This is a genomic window from Rhizobium sp. Root274, assembly GCF_001429245.1.
GTDB lineage: Bacteria > Pseudomonadota > Alphaproteobacteria > Rhizobiales > Rhizobiaceae > Allorhizobium.
This window is the reverse complement of record NZ_LMJE01000013.1, coordinates 45840-64094: the sequence shown is the minus strand read 5'-3', so window position 1 is coordinate 64094 and position 18255 is coordinate 45840. Positions and strand designations below refer to the sequence as shown.

Annotated in this window: 16 protein-coding genes and 2 pseudogenes; 6 read left to right on the top strand and 12 right to left on the bottom strand. The window is 60.1% G+C overall.

The features are described from left to right. The 3 genes and pseudogenes from ASE36_RS23130 to ASE36_RS22745 form a co-directional block, all read left to right on the top strand. On the top strand, nt 1–346 hold a 346-nt coding region (locus tag ASE36_RS23130; RefSeq protein WP_244474835.1), incomplete at its 5' end, for an integrase core domain-containing protein. Between the two features lie 88 nt (nt 347–434). Beyond that, nucleotides 435–708, top strand: a pseudogene (locus ASE36_RS22420) (PhoU domain-containing protein); the annotation flags it as partial. Nucleotides 709–825: 117 nt separating this feature from the next. Beyond that, nucleotides 826–1070, top strand: a pseudogene (locus tag ASE36_RS22745) (DDE-type integrase/transposase/recombinase); the annotation flags it as partial. 25 nt (nt 1071–1095) lie between these two features. Here ASE36_RS22745 and ASE36_RS21920 read toward each other — a convergent pair. The 10 genes from ASE36_RS21920 to ASE36_RS21875 form a co-directional block, all read right to left on the bottom strand. Further along, nucleotides 1096–2274 (bottom strand): alpha-hydroxy acid oxidase, encoded by a 1179-nt coding sequence (locus ASE36_RS21920; protein ID WP_062285220.1) that lies wholly within the window; start codon nt 2272–2274, stop codon nt 1096–1098. 1 nt (nt 2275) lies between these two features. Beyond that, nucleotides 2276–3568 carry a hypothetical protein gene (locus ASE36_RS21915; protein WP_062285217.1) on the bottom strand — a complete coding sequence of 431 codons (1293 nt, stop codon included), beginning with the start codon at nt 3566–3568 and terminating at the stop codon, nt 2276–2278. Nucleotides 3569–3590: 22 nt separating this feature from the next. Beyond that, a complete protein-coding gene (hutC, locus tag ASE36_RS21910) occupies nt 3591–4322 on the bottom strand; it encodes a histidine utilization repressor (protein ID WP_062285215.1) in 732 nt (243 codons plus the stop codon). Nucleotides 4323–4374: 52 nt separating this feature from the next. After that, nucleotides 4375–5388, bottom strand: coding sequence for a zinc-dependent alcohol dehydrogenase (locus ASE36_RS21905; protein ID WP_062285213.1), 1014 nt, complete (start codon nt 5386–5388; stop codon nt 4375–4377). Between the two features lie 3 nt (nt 5389–5391). After that, nucleotides 5392–6720: a histidinol dehydrogenase gene (gene hisD / locus ASE36_RS21900; protein ID WP_062285230.1), complete on the bottom strand. Its 1329-nt coding sequence runs from the start codon at nt 6718–6720 to the stop codon at nt 5392–5394. Nucleotides 6721–6755: 35 nt separating this feature from the next. Further along, a complete protein-coding gene (locus ASE36_RS21895) occupies nt 6756–7556 on the bottom strand; it encodes an ABC transporter permease (protein ID WP_062285210.1) in 801 nt (266 codons plus the stop codon). Then, a complete protein-coding gene (locus tag ASE36_RS21890) occupies nt 7553–8497 on the bottom strand; it encodes an ABC transporter permease (RefSeq protein ID WP_062285208.1) in 945 nt (314 codons plus the stop codon). Before ASE36_RS21890 ends, ASE36_RS21895 begins: the two co-directional genes overlap by 4 nt. A 124-nt stretch (nt 8498–8621) precedes the next feature. Then, nucleotides 8622–9737: an ABC transporter substrate-binding protein gene (locus tag ASE36_RS21885; protein WP_062285206.1), complete on the bottom strand. Its 1116-nt coding sequence runs from the start codon at nt 9735–9737 to the stop codon at nt 8622–8624. 33 nt (nt 9738–9770) lie between these two features. Next, nucleotides 9771–10907 carry an ABC transporter ATP-binding protein gene (locus ASE36_RS21880; protein ID WP_062285203.1) on the bottom strand — a complete coding sequence of 379 codons (1137 nt, stop codon included), beginning with the start codon at nt 10905–10907 and terminating at the stop codon, nt 9771–9773. 293 nt (nt 10908–11200) lie between these two features. Continuing rightward, nucleotides 11201–11968: an SDR family NAD(P)-dependent oxidoreductase gene (locus tag ASE36_RS21875; protein WP_062285201.1), complete on the bottom strand. Its 768-nt coding sequence runs from the start codon at nt 11966–11968 to the stop codon at nt 11201–11203. Between the two features lie 128 nt (nt 11969–12096). On the opposite strand from ASE36_RS21875, the gene ASE36_RS21870 reads away from it, so the two are divergent. Next, entirely contained in the window at nt 12097–13206 is a 1110-nt protein-coding gene (locus ASE36_RS21870) for a histidinol-phosphate transaminase (protein ID WP_062285198.1), read from the top strand. A gap of 9 nt (nt 13207–13215) precedes the next feature. On the opposite strand, the gene hutC (ASE36_RS21865) is transcribed toward ASE36_RS21870, so the two are convergent. After that, complete coding sequence (gene hutC, locus ASE36_RS21865; protein ID WP_062285196.1) at nt 13216–13941, bottom strand: histidine utilization repressor; 726 nt, start codon at nt 13939–13941, stop codon at nt 13216–13218. A 74-nt stretch (nt 13942–14015) separates the two neighbouring features. After that, nucleotides 14016–15362 (bottom strand): formimidoylglutamate deiminase, encoded by a 1347-nt coding sequence (locus ASE36_RS21860; RefSeq protein WP_062285229.1) that lies wholly within the window; start codon nt 15360–15362, stop codon nt 14016–14018. A 121-nt stretch (nt 15363–15483) separates the two neighbouring features. Between ASE36_RS21860 and hutI the strand changes: the two genes are divergently transcribed. Both hutI and hutH read left to right on the top strand, forming a co-directional pair. After that, on the top strand, nt 15484–16722 hold the full coding sequence (hutI, locus tag ASE36_RS21855; RefSeq protein ID WP_062285194.1) for an imidazolonepropionase: 1239 nt from the start codon (nt 15484–15486) through the stop codon (nt 16720–16722). Further along, the gene (hutH, locus tag ASE36_RS21850) at nt 16719–18254 is read left to right on the top strand and encodes a histidine ammonia-lyase (protein ID WP_062285192.1); all 1536 of its coding nucleotides are present in this window, start codon (nt 16719–16721) and stop codon (nt 18252–18254) included. Before hutI ends, hutH begins: the two co-directional genes overlap by 4 nt. Nucleotide 18255: the final 1 nt, after the last annotated feature.

Below are 18255 nucleotides of genomic sequence, written 5' to 3'. Positions count from 1 at the left end.
CGGCTATCCCAAGACGATCAGGGTGGACAATGGCAGTGAGTTCATCTCCCGTGATCTCGACCTCTGGGCCTATGCCAACAACGTCACCCTGGACTTCTCGCGGCCCGGCAACCCAACCGACAACGGCTTCCTCGAGGCGTTCGACAGCAAGCTCAGGTCCGAATGCCTGAACGCCCACTGGTTCCTGACCCTTGCGGATTCCCGAGAAAAGTTGGAGACTTGGCGCAGGTACTACAACGAGGAGCGTCCTCACTCGGCAATCGGATATAACGTCCCAATCGCCCTGCATAATCCCGGTGGCGCAACCAGCCAGCCAGCCATCGTGATCAGAGCCGGAAAACTCTAATTCCCGGCGATCTAAAGTTTGGTCCCAGAGTAGAAAACCCAAGACTCTCCCGAAAATTGCAAGGAAGTCGGGTCTCAGGGCAGGCAAATTACGCATCGCGCAGACCATTTTCGTTACGCGTGACTTCCCTCTTGCCCGCCAGATGATGGAAGTGAAGGCGGAGGTGCGTCGCATGGAAAAGGAATCCTCCGAGCGTCACATCGAACGACTGCGTGACGGGAGGTTGGAAAGCCTTCAGACGAGTTCGCTGCATCTGGACATCCTGCGCGATCTCAAGCGGATCAATATTGTTTTGGTCGCACATCCGATCCTGTGTGAGCGGCTTACTGATAGAAAGCCGCCTTCGCTCCCTGGCAGAGTAAGGTCCCTCTGCTCGCGATCGCCCTCATCGATTATGATGCAGGACATTCAGGATCTTGAGGCACTCGCTAGATCGTGACTTAACCTGCAATTTGGATAACGCCGAGTACATGCATTAGAAATGGGTCACAGACGTCACTGAGTTCGGCCTCGCCAACGAAAAACTCTACCTCTCGCCGGTCATGGACCTGCATAACGGCGAGATCATCGCGTTCGAGACTGCGAGGCGGCCGATCTTCAAGCTTGTTAAGACCATGCTCGAAACGGCTCTGGCAACGCTCGACGACCAAGGCAGGCCAATGCTGCATTCCGATCAAGGTGGCAGTATCAGATGCCCGTCTGGAGCCGCATGCTGGACAGTCGCAAAAATGACCGCATCAAGCTGCAACTCAAAGGGCTAAAGCCTGTGCAACCCACAAATTGCTCGCAACGGTCACAACGTCGCGGCCACGCGCTTTTAGCTCGTCAATGGAAGCAACACCCATGAGGGCGAGGGTTATCGATATCTCCCGTTCAAGAAGCGCAATCACACCCGCGACGCCCTGCTCTCCCGCTGCGGAAAGGCCATAGGCATAAGCGCGGCCGAGCATTACGCCATCGGCACCGAGGCCGATCGCCTTGATGATGTCCGTGCCGCGACGGATGCCACCATCTAGCATCAGGCAGAAATCCGGACCGACGGCCGCGCGAATGCCGGTAAGGGCGCGGATTGTGCTAGATGCGCCGTCCAGCTGGCGCCCACCATGGTTTGAGATGACGACACCGTCGCATTCGAGTACGCGGGCCATCGCCGCATCCTCGGGTGCGAGAATGCCTTTGACAACCAGCTTGCCGGTCCAGCGGTTGCGCAGCCAGGCGATGTCTTTCCAAGTCAGCGTCTTGTCGATGGCGCGCGAAAGGTTCGCTGCCTGCTCCAAAGCGCCGCGTCCAAATTCCGGCCGGTGTTCGATCGCCCGAACCGACGGCATGCCGTTCAGGGCGATATCGGCCAGCCAACGGGGCCGAAGCGCAAAACGTGCGAAGAGGCTGGGTGTAATCCGCGTCAGCGACCGGAACCCGTTGCGCATGTCTCGTTCTCGAATGCCGGTGATGGCCGTATCAACGGTTACGAACAGCGTATCGACACCGGCACGCTCCGCCGATTGAAGAAGCTCCTCGCAGAGTGTGCGGTCCTCCAGCACATAAAGTTGAAAATGCAGTGGCCCTTTCGTCTCTGCGCGCAGATCAGAAAGGGAAGCGATGGAAAAGGTGGAGAGGCAGAAAGGAATGCCCGCAGCATGCGCTGCGCGGACCGCCTTCAATTCGCCATTGCCGGAATAGAGGCCGAGAAATCCGACCGGCCCCAGCATGAAGGGCAGGGGATGGCGTGCACCGAGATAGATTGTCGAAAGATCCTGAGGCTTGGGCTCGACAAGCAGGTTCTGCTTGAGCGCGAAGTTTCCGAAATCGGTGCGATTGGCGTGCATCGTGTCCTCGTCGAACGAACCGCCATCGATGTAGTCGAAGAAAATCTTTGGCAGGCGACGCCGAGCGCGTTCGCGGTAGTCCTCTACATTGACAAGGGTCATGTCAGCCTCTGTCGGGATCGATCACATCGAAAAAGCGGGACAGCATGTCCTGTCCCGCCACCGGCTCGCTGCCGGCCATGATCGCACTGGAAAGCCCGACAAGCGAAGACACGGGATTGTGGCTGGTAGCGCCGGCGCGCAGGTTCATCACCAGCGTCGGGCAAAGGAACAGGCCGAGCCGGACCACACGTCGCCAATCCTCCGGCAGCATGTCGCGTGCCTTGAGATCCGTGAGCAGCGGCTTCCACATGGCCTCTGCCTTCACACTCAGCAGATCGCGCCGCACCGGGCTCACCTCGTAGCTGGTGGTCACGCGCAGCAAATCGCCGTCGAGTATTGCGGCTGCCGTATAATGTTCCGAAGCAAGCGCCGGGTCGTAGAGCCAGAAAGGATGCGCGAGAATGTTGTGAAAGGTGGTTTTTACCTCAGCAAGCAGCGTTGGGATGTGCTCGCCTGCGAAGGCCGGGTCGAAGAAGGAGAGGTGGGCCGTGTCACCGTGGTCCTCGTACCAGACGTTGGCGTTGTGCGCATCGCCATGGGCGACCACGCCACCTGCGTCGGCCAGACGAACCGGGTTCAGCCTTTCATGCGCTTCATTGAAGAGCACACCCAGGCTGTCACGGTATTTAACACCATTTATCTCGAAAGGCAGGCGTGAGAGAGCCTGCCAGTCCAGCGTCACACCTGGAAACGCAAATTCCTTGCCGACATAGAAGCTTGCCATTCGTCCACCGGGATAGGAGCCGGTCGGGGGATCGATCAGGCGCTCGTAGAACAGCCTGTGAATGGGTTCTGCGGCAACGTTCTGCGGCGTTACAGCGTGCAGCGTCTCTCGGTAAACCTCAAGCACAGCTTCGCTCATTTGACGTTCGGCTTCCACCGCCTTTGCACGTGCCGGGGGATCGTCCTTGAGATCTAGAGCACGAAGAACGTCCGAGAAACGGGGATCTGTGCGACGGCGATAGACAAGAATCTGTTCGCCGGGCAGCACAGAGATCAGCAGTGGCTGATCCACTGGCAAGCCGGCGCGGGCAAGGATGTCTGCGCGGTAGTACTCACCACTCATCGCCTCTTCGCCTTCCTCCTGGTGGAATTTGAAGAAGAACTGGTCATCATCCGTATCGAAGAAACCATTCAGCGAGTTGAGGCTGTACTGATCGTGGTTGATGGCCACGTTGCGCGGCTCGATCTTGAAGAGGTCGCGCAGCAGATCAGCGAGCATACGCTCGGCCTGTCCGTCTCCCGACTTGGCGATCTTCCGTATTTCCGCGGTGCGGCTGGTGGGCTGGGGCATGGCATTCGTTCCGGATGGGTGTTCACTTGCTGCCCTGCAGATAGCGACTGCCGAGAGAATAGCGATTGCCGACATAGGTCAGCGTGTTGACGGTGGCGACAACCGGGCCTGTCCAGGTCTTGCGATGCAGGACGAGGCAGCAGTCGCCGGTACGGATTTGCAGAAGACGGGCATGAACTTCGCCGGCTGGCAGGGCACTGATAAGGTGCTCCACTTCGGTCAGCGGTGTCGCGTTCTGCAGATAGTCGTAGGTCGCGGTGCCGGTAAAATTCTGTTCGATATAGCCCGAGACCAAGCTCGGATTGACATAGCGTTCCTCAAGCTGGACCGGCAGTTCGTTCTCGAAATGGATCACGATCGAATGGTCCACCGGCTTTGTCGTGTCGAACTCGAATGCGAGCAACAGTTCGGGCTCAGGCCGCATGATGCGTTCCAGAACCACCACTTCGGCCCGGTGACGGCTGCCGCGTGCCTTGATCTCCGTGATGATGTTGCTGATCTCGATAAGCGTTGATTGGGGCTTGGGTGGTGCGACGAAGGTTCCCACTCCCTGAATGCGGCGCAGGTGTCCCTCCGAGGTAAGCTCGCGCAGCGCGCGATGCACGGTCATGCGCGAAACGCCGAGAGCGGCGACGAGTTCGTTCTCCGAAGGAAGGCGACTGTTGCGAGCCCATTTTCCAGTGCCGATGTTGCCGAGGACGAAGTCCTTGACTTTCTCGTATAGCGGCGAGGCAGAATCTGAAAGTGCAGTCATGGCCACTGTCTCCGCGTTTTGTGCCGGCAATCGATGGAAGTGACGTGGCGGATCATTGCGCCACGTCGATGATTGTTTTCAGCGTCTTGCTCTCGCCCCGCAAAAGGCGGTCATAGGCGGCGGGCACGTCATCGAGCGAAGGCAGTACCTCAATGAAGCGCTTCAGGGCCGGCGCGAGATCGCTCAGCAATGCCACGGCTTCCGGCAGTTCGTTCGAAAAAGCGTGGCAGCCTATCAGCGAGATCTCGCGTTCGACGAGGATGTTGGGATCGAAATCAAGCTTGCCATGGCTGATGCCGACGAGAGCCAGACCGCCGCCGCCGGAGAGCAGGTCGATTGCGCGCGCGATCGCCTGGATGCTGCCGGTGGCGTCCAAAGCATGTCGAAGACGGTCGCTCGAAAGCGCGGCCTCGATCTCGCCCTTGTCGAGTGATGTGACCTTGCCACCCGTGACGTCTGCCACCGTTGCGGCTCTGTCAGCGTTGAGGTCCGAAAGCAGCAGCTGGCCATCGTGCAGACGGGAAAGAACAAGTGCACACAGCCCGCCGATGGTGCCGCATCCGATGACCAATACCGGCTCGCCCTTCGGAACTGCAAGCCTGCGAATGGCATGCAGCGCCACGGCGAGTGGCTCGGCCATGGCTGCTATATGCGGCGAAAGCTGCGGATCGTGACGAACGAGGAGTTTGGCCGGCACCTGTGCTTCGTCGGCAAAGCCGCCGTCGCAACCTTCGCCCACAAAGCTGAGGCTTTCGCATATATTGCTCCGGCCGCTCGTGCAGGCGGGGCAAGTGCCGCACCACATCCGGGAGTCGGAGGAAACAAGATCGCCTATGGCAAGATGGCTGACGCCATCGCCGATCGCGGTCACACGGCCGCAGAACTCATGGCCGGCTGTGGAAGGACGGCGGGATATCCACTGGCCCGTGCGGTAGTTATGAAGGTCCGAGCCGCAGATGCCTGCAGCCCTGACCTCAAGATTAACGAAGCCGGCGGGCGGAGCCGATGGCTTGGCCATCTCCTCCACGCGCAGATCCTTCGCATCATAAAGCCGCACAGCCTTCATGGCTTAGACACCCTTCTTCAGGTAGGCGTCGCGGACCTGCGATACGGCCAGCGCATGCGAGGAGAAGCCCTCGTAGATCGCCAGATTGTGCGAATGCTTGGCAAATTCCGGATAAGCGGGCGGTGTCACGTAGCCGATCGAGCTGCGCTTTACGAAGTCGGTGACGGACAGCGGGCCATAGGTGCGTGCCCAGCGGCTCGTCGGTAGAACGGCGTTCGGGCCGAGTGAGAAATTGGCAATGCTGACCGGCGTATGGGTGCCCATCAGGATTTCCGAAGCTTCGGTAATGTGACCGAGGTGGACGAATGGCTCTTCCGACAGAAGTTCGAGGTGTTCCGGAGCATAGGCATTGACGAAGTCGTAGCTCTCCTGGATCGAGGAGGTTAGCACGATGCCGCCGGTCTTGCCGGTCAGCACAGTCTTTGAGAACCCGACGCGCTGCTCGGTCATCCTGGCCCAATGTTCGGGGAGGGCGGCAATCGCTTCCTCGACGACACGGCGGCTGTGGGTGACGAGGTAAGCGGAGGAGTCCGGTCCATGTTCGGCTTCGATGAGAAGATCGAGTGCTGCAAGACCCCCATGCACGGTGTCATCGGCGAGGATCATTACTTCGGAGGGGCCGGCGGGAAGCCCTGTATCGATGACGCCTGCTAGCGAGCGCTTTGCGGCGACAACCCATGGGCTGCCGGGGCCGACGATCTTGAGCGCCGGCTTTACGGTCTCGGTACCGTAGGCGACAGCTGCCACAGCCTGCGCGCCACCGACCTTGTAGACGGTCTCAACGCCTGCGAGACGCGCAGCAACGAGCGTTGCGGCATCGACGGTGCCATCGGGTGCGGGCGGCGTGACGATCGCGAGATTCGGGACGCCGGCGACAACGGCAGGGACAGAGGTCATCATCGTGACGGAAGGGAAGGAGCCCTTCCCGCGTGGTACGTAAAGCGCGACGGACTGGATCGGCGTGAAGCGGTCGCCGGCGAAAGCGCCGGGACGGATTTCCTTCAGCCACATTGCCTCGGGCTTCTGCTCTTCATGGAAGTGGCGAATATTGTCGATGCCGAACTGGATGGATTCGATCACGCTTGCATCGACCAGCTTAAAAGCCGTGTCGAATTCGGCCTCGGTCACCTTCAGGTTCGCTTCCGTCACATCTGCCTTGTCGAGTTCGCGGCCAAAGCGGGCGAGCGCCCTGTCGCCCTCGGTGCGCACAGCCTCCAGGATCGGCGCGACCTTCTCCATGAAGCTGGAGATGTCGCTTTCCGAGCGGCGTAGCAGGGCGGCCTTCTCTTCGTCGCTGAGCTTGGAGTATTCGTAGAAAGACACTGATGTCATCGTCTTGTCCTTGATGCCCGGCCAAAAGCCATGGGTCATTTCGATTTGAGGAAGATGTCCAGACCGACGAGGCGGTCGAGCAGCGCGATTGCGATGCCGGCGCAGGCGATGAAAACCACGGAAATGGCAGCCAGATCCGGCGTAATGATCGAGCGGATGGAGTTGTAGATCTGCACAGGCAGCGTGACGCTTCGCGCATCGACAAGCAGCAGGCTGACCAGGAACTCGTTGAGCGCGAGAATGAACATCAGAAGCGAACCGGTGATCACACCCGGCAGCACGGCCGGCAACGTGATGTAGAGAAAGCGCTGCAGCGGCGGAGCACCGCAATTGGCAGCTGCCAGTTCCAGGTCGGGCGAAAGATTGCTGGCGCTCGCTGTCACTGCCCAGATCATGAAGGGCAGGTTGATGACTGAGCAGGCGATGCCAACCGGCCAGAGATTGCCGATTACGCCCATCTGGCCGAACACGAGCATCATGCCGATGCCAGAACCGATGAGAGGGATCGTGAAAGGCAGCAGCAGGTAGATCTGGATGGAACGGGCAAAGCGAACACGGTACTTGGCGAGCGCGATGCCGGCCAGCGTGCCGACGGGAATAGACACCAGCGTGCAGATCGTGGCCACGATCAGCGAGCGTACGAAGGCCTGCCTAAGGTCGGTGGCCTGGGCGATCTTGCTGTACCATTGCAGCGAGAAACCATCCGGTGGGAAGGTAATGATGTTACCCGAGGTGAACGAGGCGCCAAGAACCACGATCGTCGGTGCCGAGAGCATCAGAAGGGCGGTCGCGACGAAGGTCCAAATAACGATTGATTTGCTGCGGCTACCGGTCATTTGCGATCACCTCCGATGGCAAGCGTGCCGGCCCCGAACAGCATGAACACCACGCCGACGAGGATGGAGCCGACAGCGACGAGCAGCAGCGATAGTGTCGCACCTAGACCCTGGTCGGAGGTGCGGAAGAACTGGTCGTAAATGGCGTTCGCTATGAAGTCTTGCGTGCCGCCACCCAGAATGGCAGGGATGGCGAAATCGGTCATGGAAAGAGTGATAACGACGAGCCCAGCGCCGACCAGGCCTGGGCGCGAGAGCGGCAGGACGACATGTCGGAATGTGCGAACCCAGCCTGCGCCGAGCGAAGCGGCGGCGGCCTCAAGCTCGCTTGGAATGGCAGTCAGCGCAGGCGCAAGCATGAGTACGGCAAAGGGCAGCATGTATTGCACTAGCCCGAACAGAACAGCCGGGTAGTTATAGAGCAGCCGCATCGGCGGGACGCCAACTAAGCCAAGCGCTTCGTTCACCATTCCCTGGTTGCCGAGGATGATGAGCCAGCCATAGGCGCGCACCACCTGGCCGATGAAGAATGGCAGGAACAGCGCCACCAGCAGGAACTTGCGCAGTGCGGAAGAGGGCGTGCGCACCATCAGATAAGCATAGGGGAAGGCGAAGATGAGGGTAATCACCGTCACGATCACCGAGCCCATGAGGCTTCGCCCGGCGACCGTCGCGAAGAAATTCTCGGTCAGGGCTCGCTGATAATTAGCCAGCGTGTAGTTCTCAGACATCAGGAAGGTATTGGTATCCAGTGTCCTCAGGCTCACATCGCCGATCTGGATGAGGCCAAGAACCAGAAGGCCGACGAGAACGATTGCCGGCAGCAGCATCAGATATGGCAGGCCCTTCTGGAAGCTGGATGGCCACAAAGTGGCCGCGAGGCGTTCGAGCATATCCATGACGCGCCACGTCAGGGGATATGCGACACGGGAAGCGCGCATGATACTGATCCTCGGGCGGTTCCCGCAAAGTCACGAAGCTCGTTTGCCAAGGGGACCGCGTAAATTCTGAGTCACGAACAGTGCTGCCCGCCGCGAGAGGGGGTGCGGCGGGCGAGACAGGGCCTTAGCCCTGCATGATTTCCTTGAACTTGGCGAACCACTGGCTCTCGTTCTCGACCTGGATTTTGGAAGAGATGCGGATCAGGTGTTTGAATTCTTCCTCCGTGGTCGGGTAGGACGGATCGCCCACGAGGTCTGCCGGCGGAGTTACGCCCGGGATGACGCCGGGAAGGCCGAGACCGTCGAGCCAAATCTGCTGGGCATCCTTGGTCAGTGCATGGTTGATGTACTGCTTTGCCCAGTAGAGTTCGTTTTCCGGCAGACCCTTCGGAATCCAGAGCCCGTCAGTATCGAACTTGGCGCCTTCTTCCGGAACCACCCAGGCGATATCGATGCCGTTCTTCTTGGCTTCGCGGGCGTTGGTTGAAATGGTGCAAGCGGCGTCGATTTCGCCCTTCTGGAACCAGGTTGTGAAGTCCGGATCTTCACCGAGCAGCGGTTGCTGTTCCTTGATCTTCGAGATGAAGTCCCAAGCCGGCTGCATGTTGCCGGGGATGTCCTCCAGCTTGCCGCCACCTGCAACCTGTGCCGGGAAGTGGAAGCCAATGCCGTCATTGTAGAGCGCAATGCGACCCTTCAGCTTCGGGTCGAGAAGGTCTTTCCAGGACTTCGGTGCGCCGTTCGGGAATGCCGTCGGGCGATAGGCCAAAACATAGACATAGCCGTAGGTGTTGACGATCGGATAGCCGTCGAGGCCGACCGGCTTTGCGAGGTCGGTGGCATTCTTGAGGTTCGGTAGGTCCGAGAGGTCTTCGGTCACACCGCGCAGTGCCGACTTCGTGGCGTTGGTGGTGGTGTCCCAGTTGATGTGGATCGGCGGAACGCGCTTCTGCGCGACGGCGGCCCAGACCTTGGGCTGGATTTCGTTGTCTTCTGTCAGATCATGGCGAACCGCGATACCAGTTGCCTTGGTGAAACTGTCGGAAACGCCGGCCTTCAGCGCGTCGACCCAGCTACCGCCCCAGGCGCGGACAATGATTTCTGCCGGCTTTTCCGGTTCCTGAGCAAAAGCGCGTCTCACGCCAAGCGTCGACAGCCCGGCGGAGGCGCCGACTGCGGCAAACGATGCCAACAGCGTACGGCGGCGAAGCTCGGATGTCAGGAATTTATCATGCGACATTACACATTCTCCTCTGGCTCGACCTTCTGAGGGTCATTTTTTAAAGACATGCATATCCCGTGCATTCCAGCCGAGACGAACGTCATCGCCCGGGCCGAACTGCAAGTGTGCTTCAGGATCATGGTCGAACACACGCATCATCGCGCCGCCCAAGGTCTGAAGCCGGATTTCGTAAACCACCCGTTCGCCTTCGAAGATGCAGTCTTCAACCTTGCCTTCGACCACGGTCGAAAGACCCGTGAGACTGCCGTCCTTCGGCGCGATGCGGATTTGTTCCGCGCGTATGGCGCCGGCGCAGGCCGAGCCGAGGGCGAGCATGTCGTCGGACACGATCCCGACGAGCCGCTCGCCTTCGGCCTCGATCGTGACATTCGGCGAGGCAATGTCGACAACCTTGCCTTCGATAAAATTCGTGACGCCAATAAAGTTGGCGACGAAAGCATTTGACGGTGTGCGATAAGCGTCCACCGGTCGTGCCTTCTGCTGAATCTCGCCGCCGTTCATCACGATCACCTCGTCAGACACGACGAGAGCTTCTCGTTGATCATGAGTAACATTGATGGTGGTGACGCCGAGTTCCTTCTGGATGCGACGGAACTCAAGCTGCATCTCTTCGCGCAGCTTGCGGTCAAGCGCAGCGAGCGGCTCGTCAAGGAGCAGAAGATCGGGTTCGAATACGAGGGCGCGGGCAATTGCGACGCGCTGCTGCTGGCCGCCTGAAAGCTCGTTGATGCGACGATTTCCGTAGCCGCCGAGGCGGACAAGATCGAGGTAACGCTCGACTTTTTCCGGAATGCTGCGCGCGTCATGGCGGCGCATCTTCAGCGGAAAGGCTACGTTCTCGGCGGCCGTCATGTGGGGGAAGAGCGCGAGTTTCTGGAACACCATGCCGATGGCGCGCTGGTGCGGCGGCACGGCACTGACCGGCCGGCTGCTGATGAAGATCTCACCGCTGGTCGGGCGATCGAAACCGGCGATCATGCGCAGCAGTGTCGTCTTGCCCGAGCCGGAGGGGCCGAGAATAGTAAGGAAGCGGCCTTTCGGAAGGTCGAAGGAGGCATTCTTTACGGCATGCACATTGCCGAATGACATGCCGACCTCTCTAACGGATACGGCAATCTGGCTGGTGGAAGGATCCGCCTGTCGGAGTTCGGCTGCAGCAGCGCCCATGGCATTTCCCTTGTCTTGCCCATCAGCGGCAGGCCGCTGCAGGCTTCCTCCAATGATCCCGACGGCAGGCGACCGCTCGAGCTTGCGTTGACTTGTCTATACATATTCCTACAGGTACCGTCAACCTGTATGCGTAAATTTTGCGCCGCAACGCAGATTGAGCAATATTTGTGCAAATGCAAAAAGGCAGCCTTTCCGCGGTGCTAGTTTTGTCCGCCAAGGATGGTAAAGGCAAGCGCTTAGGTCGGGTGTACGGTACTGTTCTGCACACGTGTGTCGGAGGGCTGGCGGCCTCAGATCGAGGCCAGATAGCCGCCATCAACGGGGATGCAGTGGCCAGTGATGTAAGCCGCTGCGTCGCTGCACAGAAACACGGCAACGCCGCCGATATCGCTTTCCCTGCCGAACCGGCGCTGCGGGATCTTGTCCAGCATGCGCGACTGCCATTCATCGTTTTCGTAGAAGACCTCGGTCATGGCTGTTCGGAAATAGCCGGGAGCGATTGCGTTAACCCGAATTCCATGCGGTGCCCATTCAGTGGCTAGTGCGTGGGTCACGCCAAGCAGGCCGGATTTCGATGCCCCGTAAGGTACGGCTGTGGGAATGCCGACATAGGAGGTCAGCGAGCAAAGGTTGACGATCGCGCCGCCACCCGTCTCGGCCATGATGCGTCCGGCAGCCTGGGCGCAGAAGAATGCGCCCTTAAGATTTGTCGAGATGATCGATTCCCATAAAGCTTCGTCGACATCGAAAGAGGCCCGCACGTTTTCAAAGCCGGCATTATTGATGAGGATATCGAGACCGCCAAGTTCTTCCGCTGCCGCCTTCGTGACGCTGCCACAAGCATCTACATCGCGCACATCTTGCGCCAGTGCCACGCAGCGGCGTCCGGCTTTCTCAATAAGGGGCCGCGTTTCTGTAAGCGCCTCAACAGTTCGTGCGGTTATGGCCACATCGGCGCCGGCTTCTGCAAGTGCAGCGGCGATAGCCTGCCCGATACCGCGGCTCGCGCCAGTTACAAGGGCCCGACGGCCTGAAAGATCGAAATTCGGGCGGGTCATGATGGCTCCCTGTACCTAGTCCCATGCGATGACAGCATCTTCATGGAAAAATGTCTATACATATTTACGAGACTGATTTCTGGTCGTATGACGGTGTGATCGTAGCTGCGCCTCATGGAGACTGCAAAATGGCCGACCCGACAAGCCCCATCCGTGACGAAATCCGCGCCATCGCGCCTTACAATGCAGGGCTGACACTCGACGAGGTGCGTACAAAATACACCGTGGACACGATTGCCAAGCTCGGCTCGAATGAAAATCCGCTCGGGCCCTCTCCTACATTGCGCAATCTCTTTCCTGATATCGGTGAGCTTGCTCGCCTCTATCCTGACCCGCAGGGGCGGGCGCTCCGTCGCCGGCTGGCGACGGGCTTCGCTGTCGACGATCGGCAGGTCATCTTGGGTAACGGATCCGAAGATCTGATCGCAGTAATATGCCGTTCGGTTGTCCGCCAAGGTGATGTGGTGACGACGCTTTACCCGTCCTTCCCGCTGCACGAGGACTACACCACGCTGATGGGCGGCAAGGTTGAGCGTGTCACGGTGAAGCCGGATCTGACAATCGATATGGATGCGCTTCTGGCGGCAATCGAGCGCAAGCCGCGAATGCTGATGTTCTCCAATCCGATGAACCCGGTCGGTTCCTGGCTGACACCGACTGAGTTCGCCAAGGTCGTAAATGCGCTGGATAAGGATACGCTGGTGGTCGTAGACGAGGCCTATGCCGAATATGCGGCGGGTGAGGATTATCCGTCCGCCGTCACCATGCTGCGCGAGAGCGTGATAAACTGGGTGGTGTTGCGCACTTTCTCCAAGGCTTTTGGCCTTGCCGGACTGCGTATCGGCTACGGCATCGCGAGCAGCTGCGAGCTTTGCGATTTTCTCCATCGCGCCCGTACGCCCTTCAACACGAATGCCATCGCGCAGGCTTCCGCAATCGCGGCGCTGGATGACGAAGAGCATCTGAAGGCTTCGATCGCACTTGCGCTTTCGGAGCGTGCGCGCATGGCCGTGGAATTGGACGCGCTCGGGTATCGCACGGCCCCGTCGAAGTGCAACTTCCTGTTTGTCGATGTGCGGACTGCTGCGACATCGGTCGCGGAGGGGTTACTGAAGCTTGGTGTCATCGTGAAGCCGTGGCAGCAGCCCGGTTTCGATACCTTTATTCGCGTCAGCATCGGTTCTCACGAGGAAAACGACCAATTTCTTGGCGCATTCAAGGCGATTACATCGGCCTGATCGCTCTTGCTACGAGGCAGGGGTAAATCGGGCGACAAGTTCGTGAGTGTCGCCTGGATAGGTGAAGCGCACCTGAGTAATCGGTCCGGTGCCGCTCCAGGTGCGGCGTGCGATCATCAGGCAGGCCGCGCTCTTGGCAATTCCAAGCATCGCGGCCATGCCGGCCGACGCGGCAACCGCGCGTATCCTGTGTTCAGCGGTGCTCCAAGGCACCTGTCCGAGCAGCCATTGGCCAGGGGGAGTCACGGTGAAGTCGGCTTTCTCGGCCTCGGGTACGTTCCCGAGATTGATCAACCGCTCCTCCACGCAGAACTGCCGCTTACCCGCGTAGTGAATGCAGGTGAGGTCCATCACCTTCGAACCGGGTTCCACCTCGAGTGCCTGTGCATCCGATGTGCTCGCCTTACGCACATCGCGGCGCTTCAAAACGAAGGAATAGTCAAGGTTGAGCGAGCGAACCTCGGCCTCGATGTCATTGATTTCGAGAACCGCTGACTGGGCCTGAGGCTGGGTCACGAAGCTGCCGGATCTCTTGCGCCGCTCGATGAGCCCGGCCTTTGCGAGCTGGGTCATCACCTTGTTGACGGTCATGCGGGAGCAGTCGTATTGGGTGGCAATGTCGACCTCGAATGGCAGCCTATGCCCCGGCGGCCATTCGCCGGAGACGATCTTGCCCTCGATGTCGCCCAGAATACGCTGGTGAAGGGTCTGGTCCCTGCCGGTGGATTCCGTCACGCTTTTGTGTTTCCTGTTCAGGCCTTTACGCTGATGTAGCCCAGCAATCGCCTCGGCCCAAGGAAATAATGCGACTATTGCTGCTGCAGGTCGGCCATGGCTTTGCGGAAGCGCGCCGCAATCGCCGCCCGCTTGATGTGGCGTCCGCCGTCGACCTGCTTCTTGCCACCCGCCCAGACCGCATCGACGGTGATACCGCCGGCAAAAATCCAGTGATCGAGTACCTTGTTATCGGCAAGATGCGGCAAGGCCGACCGATTGAGCGCGACGATATCGGCGTCGCCGCCGATGCGAAGCCCGCTGTTGGATTGCAGCGCAGCGTTGCCACCAATCCGGGCCTGTTCGAACAGCTTCTGCCCGGTTGAGCCGCCGGGATCAGCGATGACGTTGCGGGCGCGCAGCGTCAGGCGCTGGGAGTATTCAAGCACGCGCAGCTCTTCCGGCACGGAGATCAGGATGTTGGAGTCCGACCCGACGCCGTAACGCCCGCCCTCGGACAGGAACAGCGGCGCGTTGAAGACGCCGTCGCCGAGATTGGCCTCGGTGATAGGGCAGAGACCGGCAATCGCACCGCTGCGGGCCATATTACGCGTCTCGTCCTTTGTCATGTGTGTCGCGTGGATCAGGCACCAGCGGCCGTCGACGGGCATGTTGGCGAGCAGCCACTCCACAGGGCGTGCGCCGGAAAAGGAGACGCTATCCACTACTTCCTTCACCTGTTCGGCGACGTGGATGTGCACAGGGCCGGATTTCGCCAGCGGCATGATTTCGCGCAGTTCTTTGGCAGTTGCCGCGCGCAGGCTGTGAGGCGCGATGCCGATCACGGCGCGAGGAATGGAGGCGACGATTGTGGTGCAGGCATCTATCAGGCGCGCATAGCTGTCCAGGGAATGGATGAAGCGGCGCTGGTCATCGTTCGGAGCCTGGCCGCCGAATCCTGAATGGGCGTAAAACACCGGAAGCAGGGTGAGGTTGATCCCGGTTTCGACGGATGCCGCGCCGATGCGGCCGGCCATTTCGGCGATGTCGCCGTAGTGCGCGCCGTCCTTGTCGTTGTGCAGGTAATGGAACTCACCAACACGGGAATATCCTGCTTCGAGCATCTCCATATAGAGCTGGGCCGCCGCCGCCTCGACGTGGTCAGGCGTCATTGAGAGCGCGAATTGATACATCGTCGTGCGCCAACTCCAGAAGCTGTCGTCGGCAGGGCCGCGCGTCTCGGCAAGGCCGGCCATTGCGCGCTGGAATGCATGGCTATGAAGGTTTGATAAGGCTGGCACCGCGATGTCGCGAACATCGTCGCCCGGCTGTGCGTCAGCGCCTACGGTGACGTCTGAGATCTTTCCATCTGCCAGCGTGAGCCTGACGTTACGGGCCCAGCCATCTGCCAAAAGCGCGGATTTCGCGTGGATTGTCGTCACAGCCATTCTCTCCATTCATAAGGGTCCAATATGTCGAGTTTATCCGGCAGGGCAAATTGGGTCTTGCCAATCAATCTATTATGTATATACATGTTTCCAGCAAATGAAAGGGTCACGAGAAATGGCCGGGAACGAAAGATCAAGCCGCAAGACGCTCTGGACGAATGCGCGCATCGCCACGCTCGACGCTGCTAAAGGTGGTCTCGGCGTGGTAGAAAACGGCGCGATCCTGGTTGTTGATGATCGGATCGTCTGGGTCGGAGAAGCGAATGCCATGCCCTCTGATGCCGAGAGCGACATAGTCGAGGATTTGGGTGGACGCTGGGTCACGCCCGGCCTGATCGATTGCCACACACATCTCGTTTACGGCGGAAACCGCGCTCGTGAATTCGAGATGCGGCTCGAAGGCGCGACTTATGAAGAGGTCGCGCGCGCCGGTGGTGGTATAGTTTCCTCTGTCCGCGCGACCAATGCGCTGGACGTTGAGGGGATGGTGGAAACTGCCCTGCCGCGGCTCGATACGCTGCTGGCGGAGGGCGTGACGACGGTCGAGATCAAATCCGGCTACGGTCTGAATATAGAGGCCGAATTGCGAATGCTGCGCGCCGCTCGCGCGTTGGAGAAGAAGCGCCCCGTCCGCGTTGTGACCAGCTATCTGGCAGCCCATGCAACGCCGGTGGAGTATAGGAGGCGCAATGGCGACTACATAGACGACGTCGTGCTTCCGGGTCTGGAGCAGGCCTATGCGGAAGGGCTCGTCGATGCAGTCGATGGCTTCTGCGAAAGCATTGCCTTTTCCGTGGAGGAAATGCGCCGGGTGTTCGACCGGGCGAAGGCCCTGGGGCTTCCAGTGAAACTTCACGCCGAGCAGTTATCTGATCTCGGCGGTGCCAAACTCGCCGCATCGTTTGGCGCTCTCTCTGCGGATCACCTCGAATACCTCGACGAGGAGGGTGCCGAGGCCATGGCCGCTGCCGGTACAGTGGCCGTGCTGCTGCCGGGTGCGTTCTATGCGATCCGCGAAACGAAGAAGCCGCCGGTGGCCGCACTCCGCAAGGCCGGTGCTAGGATTGCGGTCGCCACCGACAGCAATCCCGGGACCTCGCCGCTCACGTCGCTGCTGCTCGCCATGAATATGTCTGCGACCTTATTCAATCTCACGGTGGAAGAGTGCCTTGCCGGTGCGACGCGCGAGGCGGCGCATGCGCTGGGCCTGGGCAATGCGGTTGGCACTATCGAGGTCGGCAAATCAGCCGACTTCGCCATTTGGAGTATCGATAGCCCTGCGGAGCTCGTCTACCGCATTGGCTTCAATCCGCTGCACGCACATGTTTTCAAGGGAAAGAGAATAGAGCGATGACCGAGATGCTGCGCCCTGGCGAAGTTTTGCTGAAGCAACTCGAAACCATCTACTGGGACGGCGCCAATGCGCGCCTTGATCCCGCCTTCGACGCCGGGATCGAGAAAGCGGCCGCACGAATTGCGGAAATCGCCGCCGGCAACGAGCCGGTCTATGGCATCAATACCGGCTTCGGCAAACTCGCCTCGATTAAGATTGATGCGGCCGACACGGAAACTCTGCAGCGCAATCTGATCCTGTCGCACTGCTGCGGCGTGGGTCAGCCGCTGGCAGAAAGTATCGTGCGCCTGATCATGGCACTGAAGCTGATCTCGCTCGGCCGCGGCGCCTCTGGTGTGCGCCTGGACCTGGTGCGGTTGATCGAGGGCATGCTGGACAAGGGCGTCACCCCGCTCATTCCGGAAAAGGGCTCCGTCGGCGCGTCTGGGGACCTCGCACCGCTTGCGCATATGGCGGCCGTCATGATGGGCGAGGCGGAGGCTTTTTATCAGGGCGAACGGCTTTCCGGTGCCGAGGCGTTGAAGCGCGCGGGGCTCACGCCCGTCGTGCTTGCGGCCAAGGAAGGTCTGGCGTTGATCAACGGCACGCAGGCCTCAACGGCGCTGGCGCTGGCCGGCCTCTTCCGCGCCCATCGGGCAGCACAGGCGGCACTGATTACCGGTGCGCTCTCGACCGATGCTGCGATGGGTTCGTCGGCCCCGTTCACCGCTGACATCCACACGCTGCGTGGCCACAAGGGGCAGATCGATACGGCAGCCGCCTTGCGAGGTCTGCTCGCCGGTTCTGTTATCCGGGAAAGCCATCTGGAAGGTGACGAGCGGGTGCAGGATCCCTATTGCATCCGCTGCCAGCCGCAGGTCGATGGCGCTTGCCTCGACCTGTTGCGCATGGCAGGCCGCACGCTGGAAATCGAAGCAAATGCTGTCACCGACAATCCGCTCGTGCTTTCCGATATGAGCGTCGTCTCGGGTGGCAACTTCCATGCCGAGCCCGTTGCTTTTGCCGCCGACCAGATCGCGATCGCCGTCTGCGAAATTGGCGCCATCGCACAACGTCGGATCGCGCTGCTGGTCGATCCGGCGCTTTCCTACGGGCTGCCAGCTTTTCTCGCAAAGAAACCCGGTCTGAACTCCGGCCTAATGATCGCGGAAGTCACCTCCGCCGCGCTGATGAGCGAAAACAAACAGATGGCGCATCCGGCCTCGGTCGATTCCACACCGACCTCGGCCAATCAGGAAGACCATGTCTCGATGGCCTGCCATGGGGCGCGGCGTCTCCTGCAGATGAACGACAATCTCTTCTCGATCATTGGCATCGAGGCATTGACGGCCGCACAAGGCGTGGAATTCCGCAGCCCCCTGACGACAAGCCCGGAACTACAGAAGGTTATTTCCACCTTGCGTGCCCATGTCGCCACCCTGGAGGAGGATCGCTACATGGCGCCCGATCTTGAGGCTGCTGGCCGTCTGGTCGCAGACGGGACGCTGATTTCGGCCGTGTCCGCCGGGTTGTTGCCGGGTCTGGAGGGCTGAC

Excerpts from the sequence above, each read along its gene's own strand:
- ASE36_RS21915 (WP_062285217.1), bottom strand. The coding sequence starts at position 3,568 with ATGCCCCAGCCCACCAGCCGCACCGCGGAAATACGGAAGATCGCCAAG.
- ASE36_RS21870 (WP_062285198.1), top strand. The coding sequence starts at position 12,097 with ATGGCCGACCCGACAAGCCCCATCCGTGACGAAATCCGCGCCATCGCG.
- ASE36_RS21875 (WP_062285201.1), bottom strand. The coding sequence starts at position 11,968 with ATGACCCGCCCGAATTTCGATCTTTCAGGCCGTCGGGCCCTTGTAACT.
- ASE36_RS21905 (WP_062285213.1), bottom strand. The coding sequence starts at position 5,388 with ATGAAGGCTGTGCGGCTTTATGATGCGAAGGATCTGCGCGTGGAGGAG.
- hutH (WP_062285192.1), top strand. The coding sequence starts at position 16,719 with ATGACCGAGATGCTGCGCCCTGGCGAAGTTTTGCTGAAGCAACTCGAA.
- ASE36_RS21920 (WP_062285220.1), bottom strand. The coding sequence starts at position 2,274 with ATGACCCTTGTCAATGTAGAGGACTACCGCGAACGCGCTCGGCGTCGC.
- ASE36_RS21885 (WP_062285206.1), bottom strand. The coding sequence starts at position 9,737 with ATGTCGCATGATAAATTCCTGACATCCGAGCTTCGCCGCCGTACGCTG.
- ASE36_RS21895 (WP_062285210.1), bottom strand. The coding sequence starts at position 7,556 with ATGACCGGTAGCCGCAGCAAATCAATCGTTATTTGGACCTTCGTCGCG.
- ASE36_RS21890 (WP_062285208.1), bottom strand. The coding sequence starts at position 8,497 with ATGCGCGCTTCCCGTGTCGCATATCCCCTGACGTGGCGCGTCATGGAT.
- hutC (WP_062285215.1), bottom strand. The coding sequence starts at position 4,322 with ATGACTGCACTTTCAGATTCTGCCTCGCCGCTATACGAGAAAGTCAAG.
- hisD (WP_062285230.1), bottom strand. The coding sequence starts at position 6,720 with ATGACATCAGTGTCTTTCTACGAATACTCCAAGCTCAGCGACGAAGAG.
- hutI (WP_062285194.1), top strand. The coding sequence starts at position 15,484 with ATGGCCGGGAACGAAAGATCAAGCCGCAAGACGCTCTGGACGAATGCG.
- ASE36_RS21880 (WP_062285203.1), bottom strand. The coding sequence starts at position 10,907 with ATGGGCGCTGCTGCAGCCGAACTCCGACAGGCGGATCCTTCCACCAGC.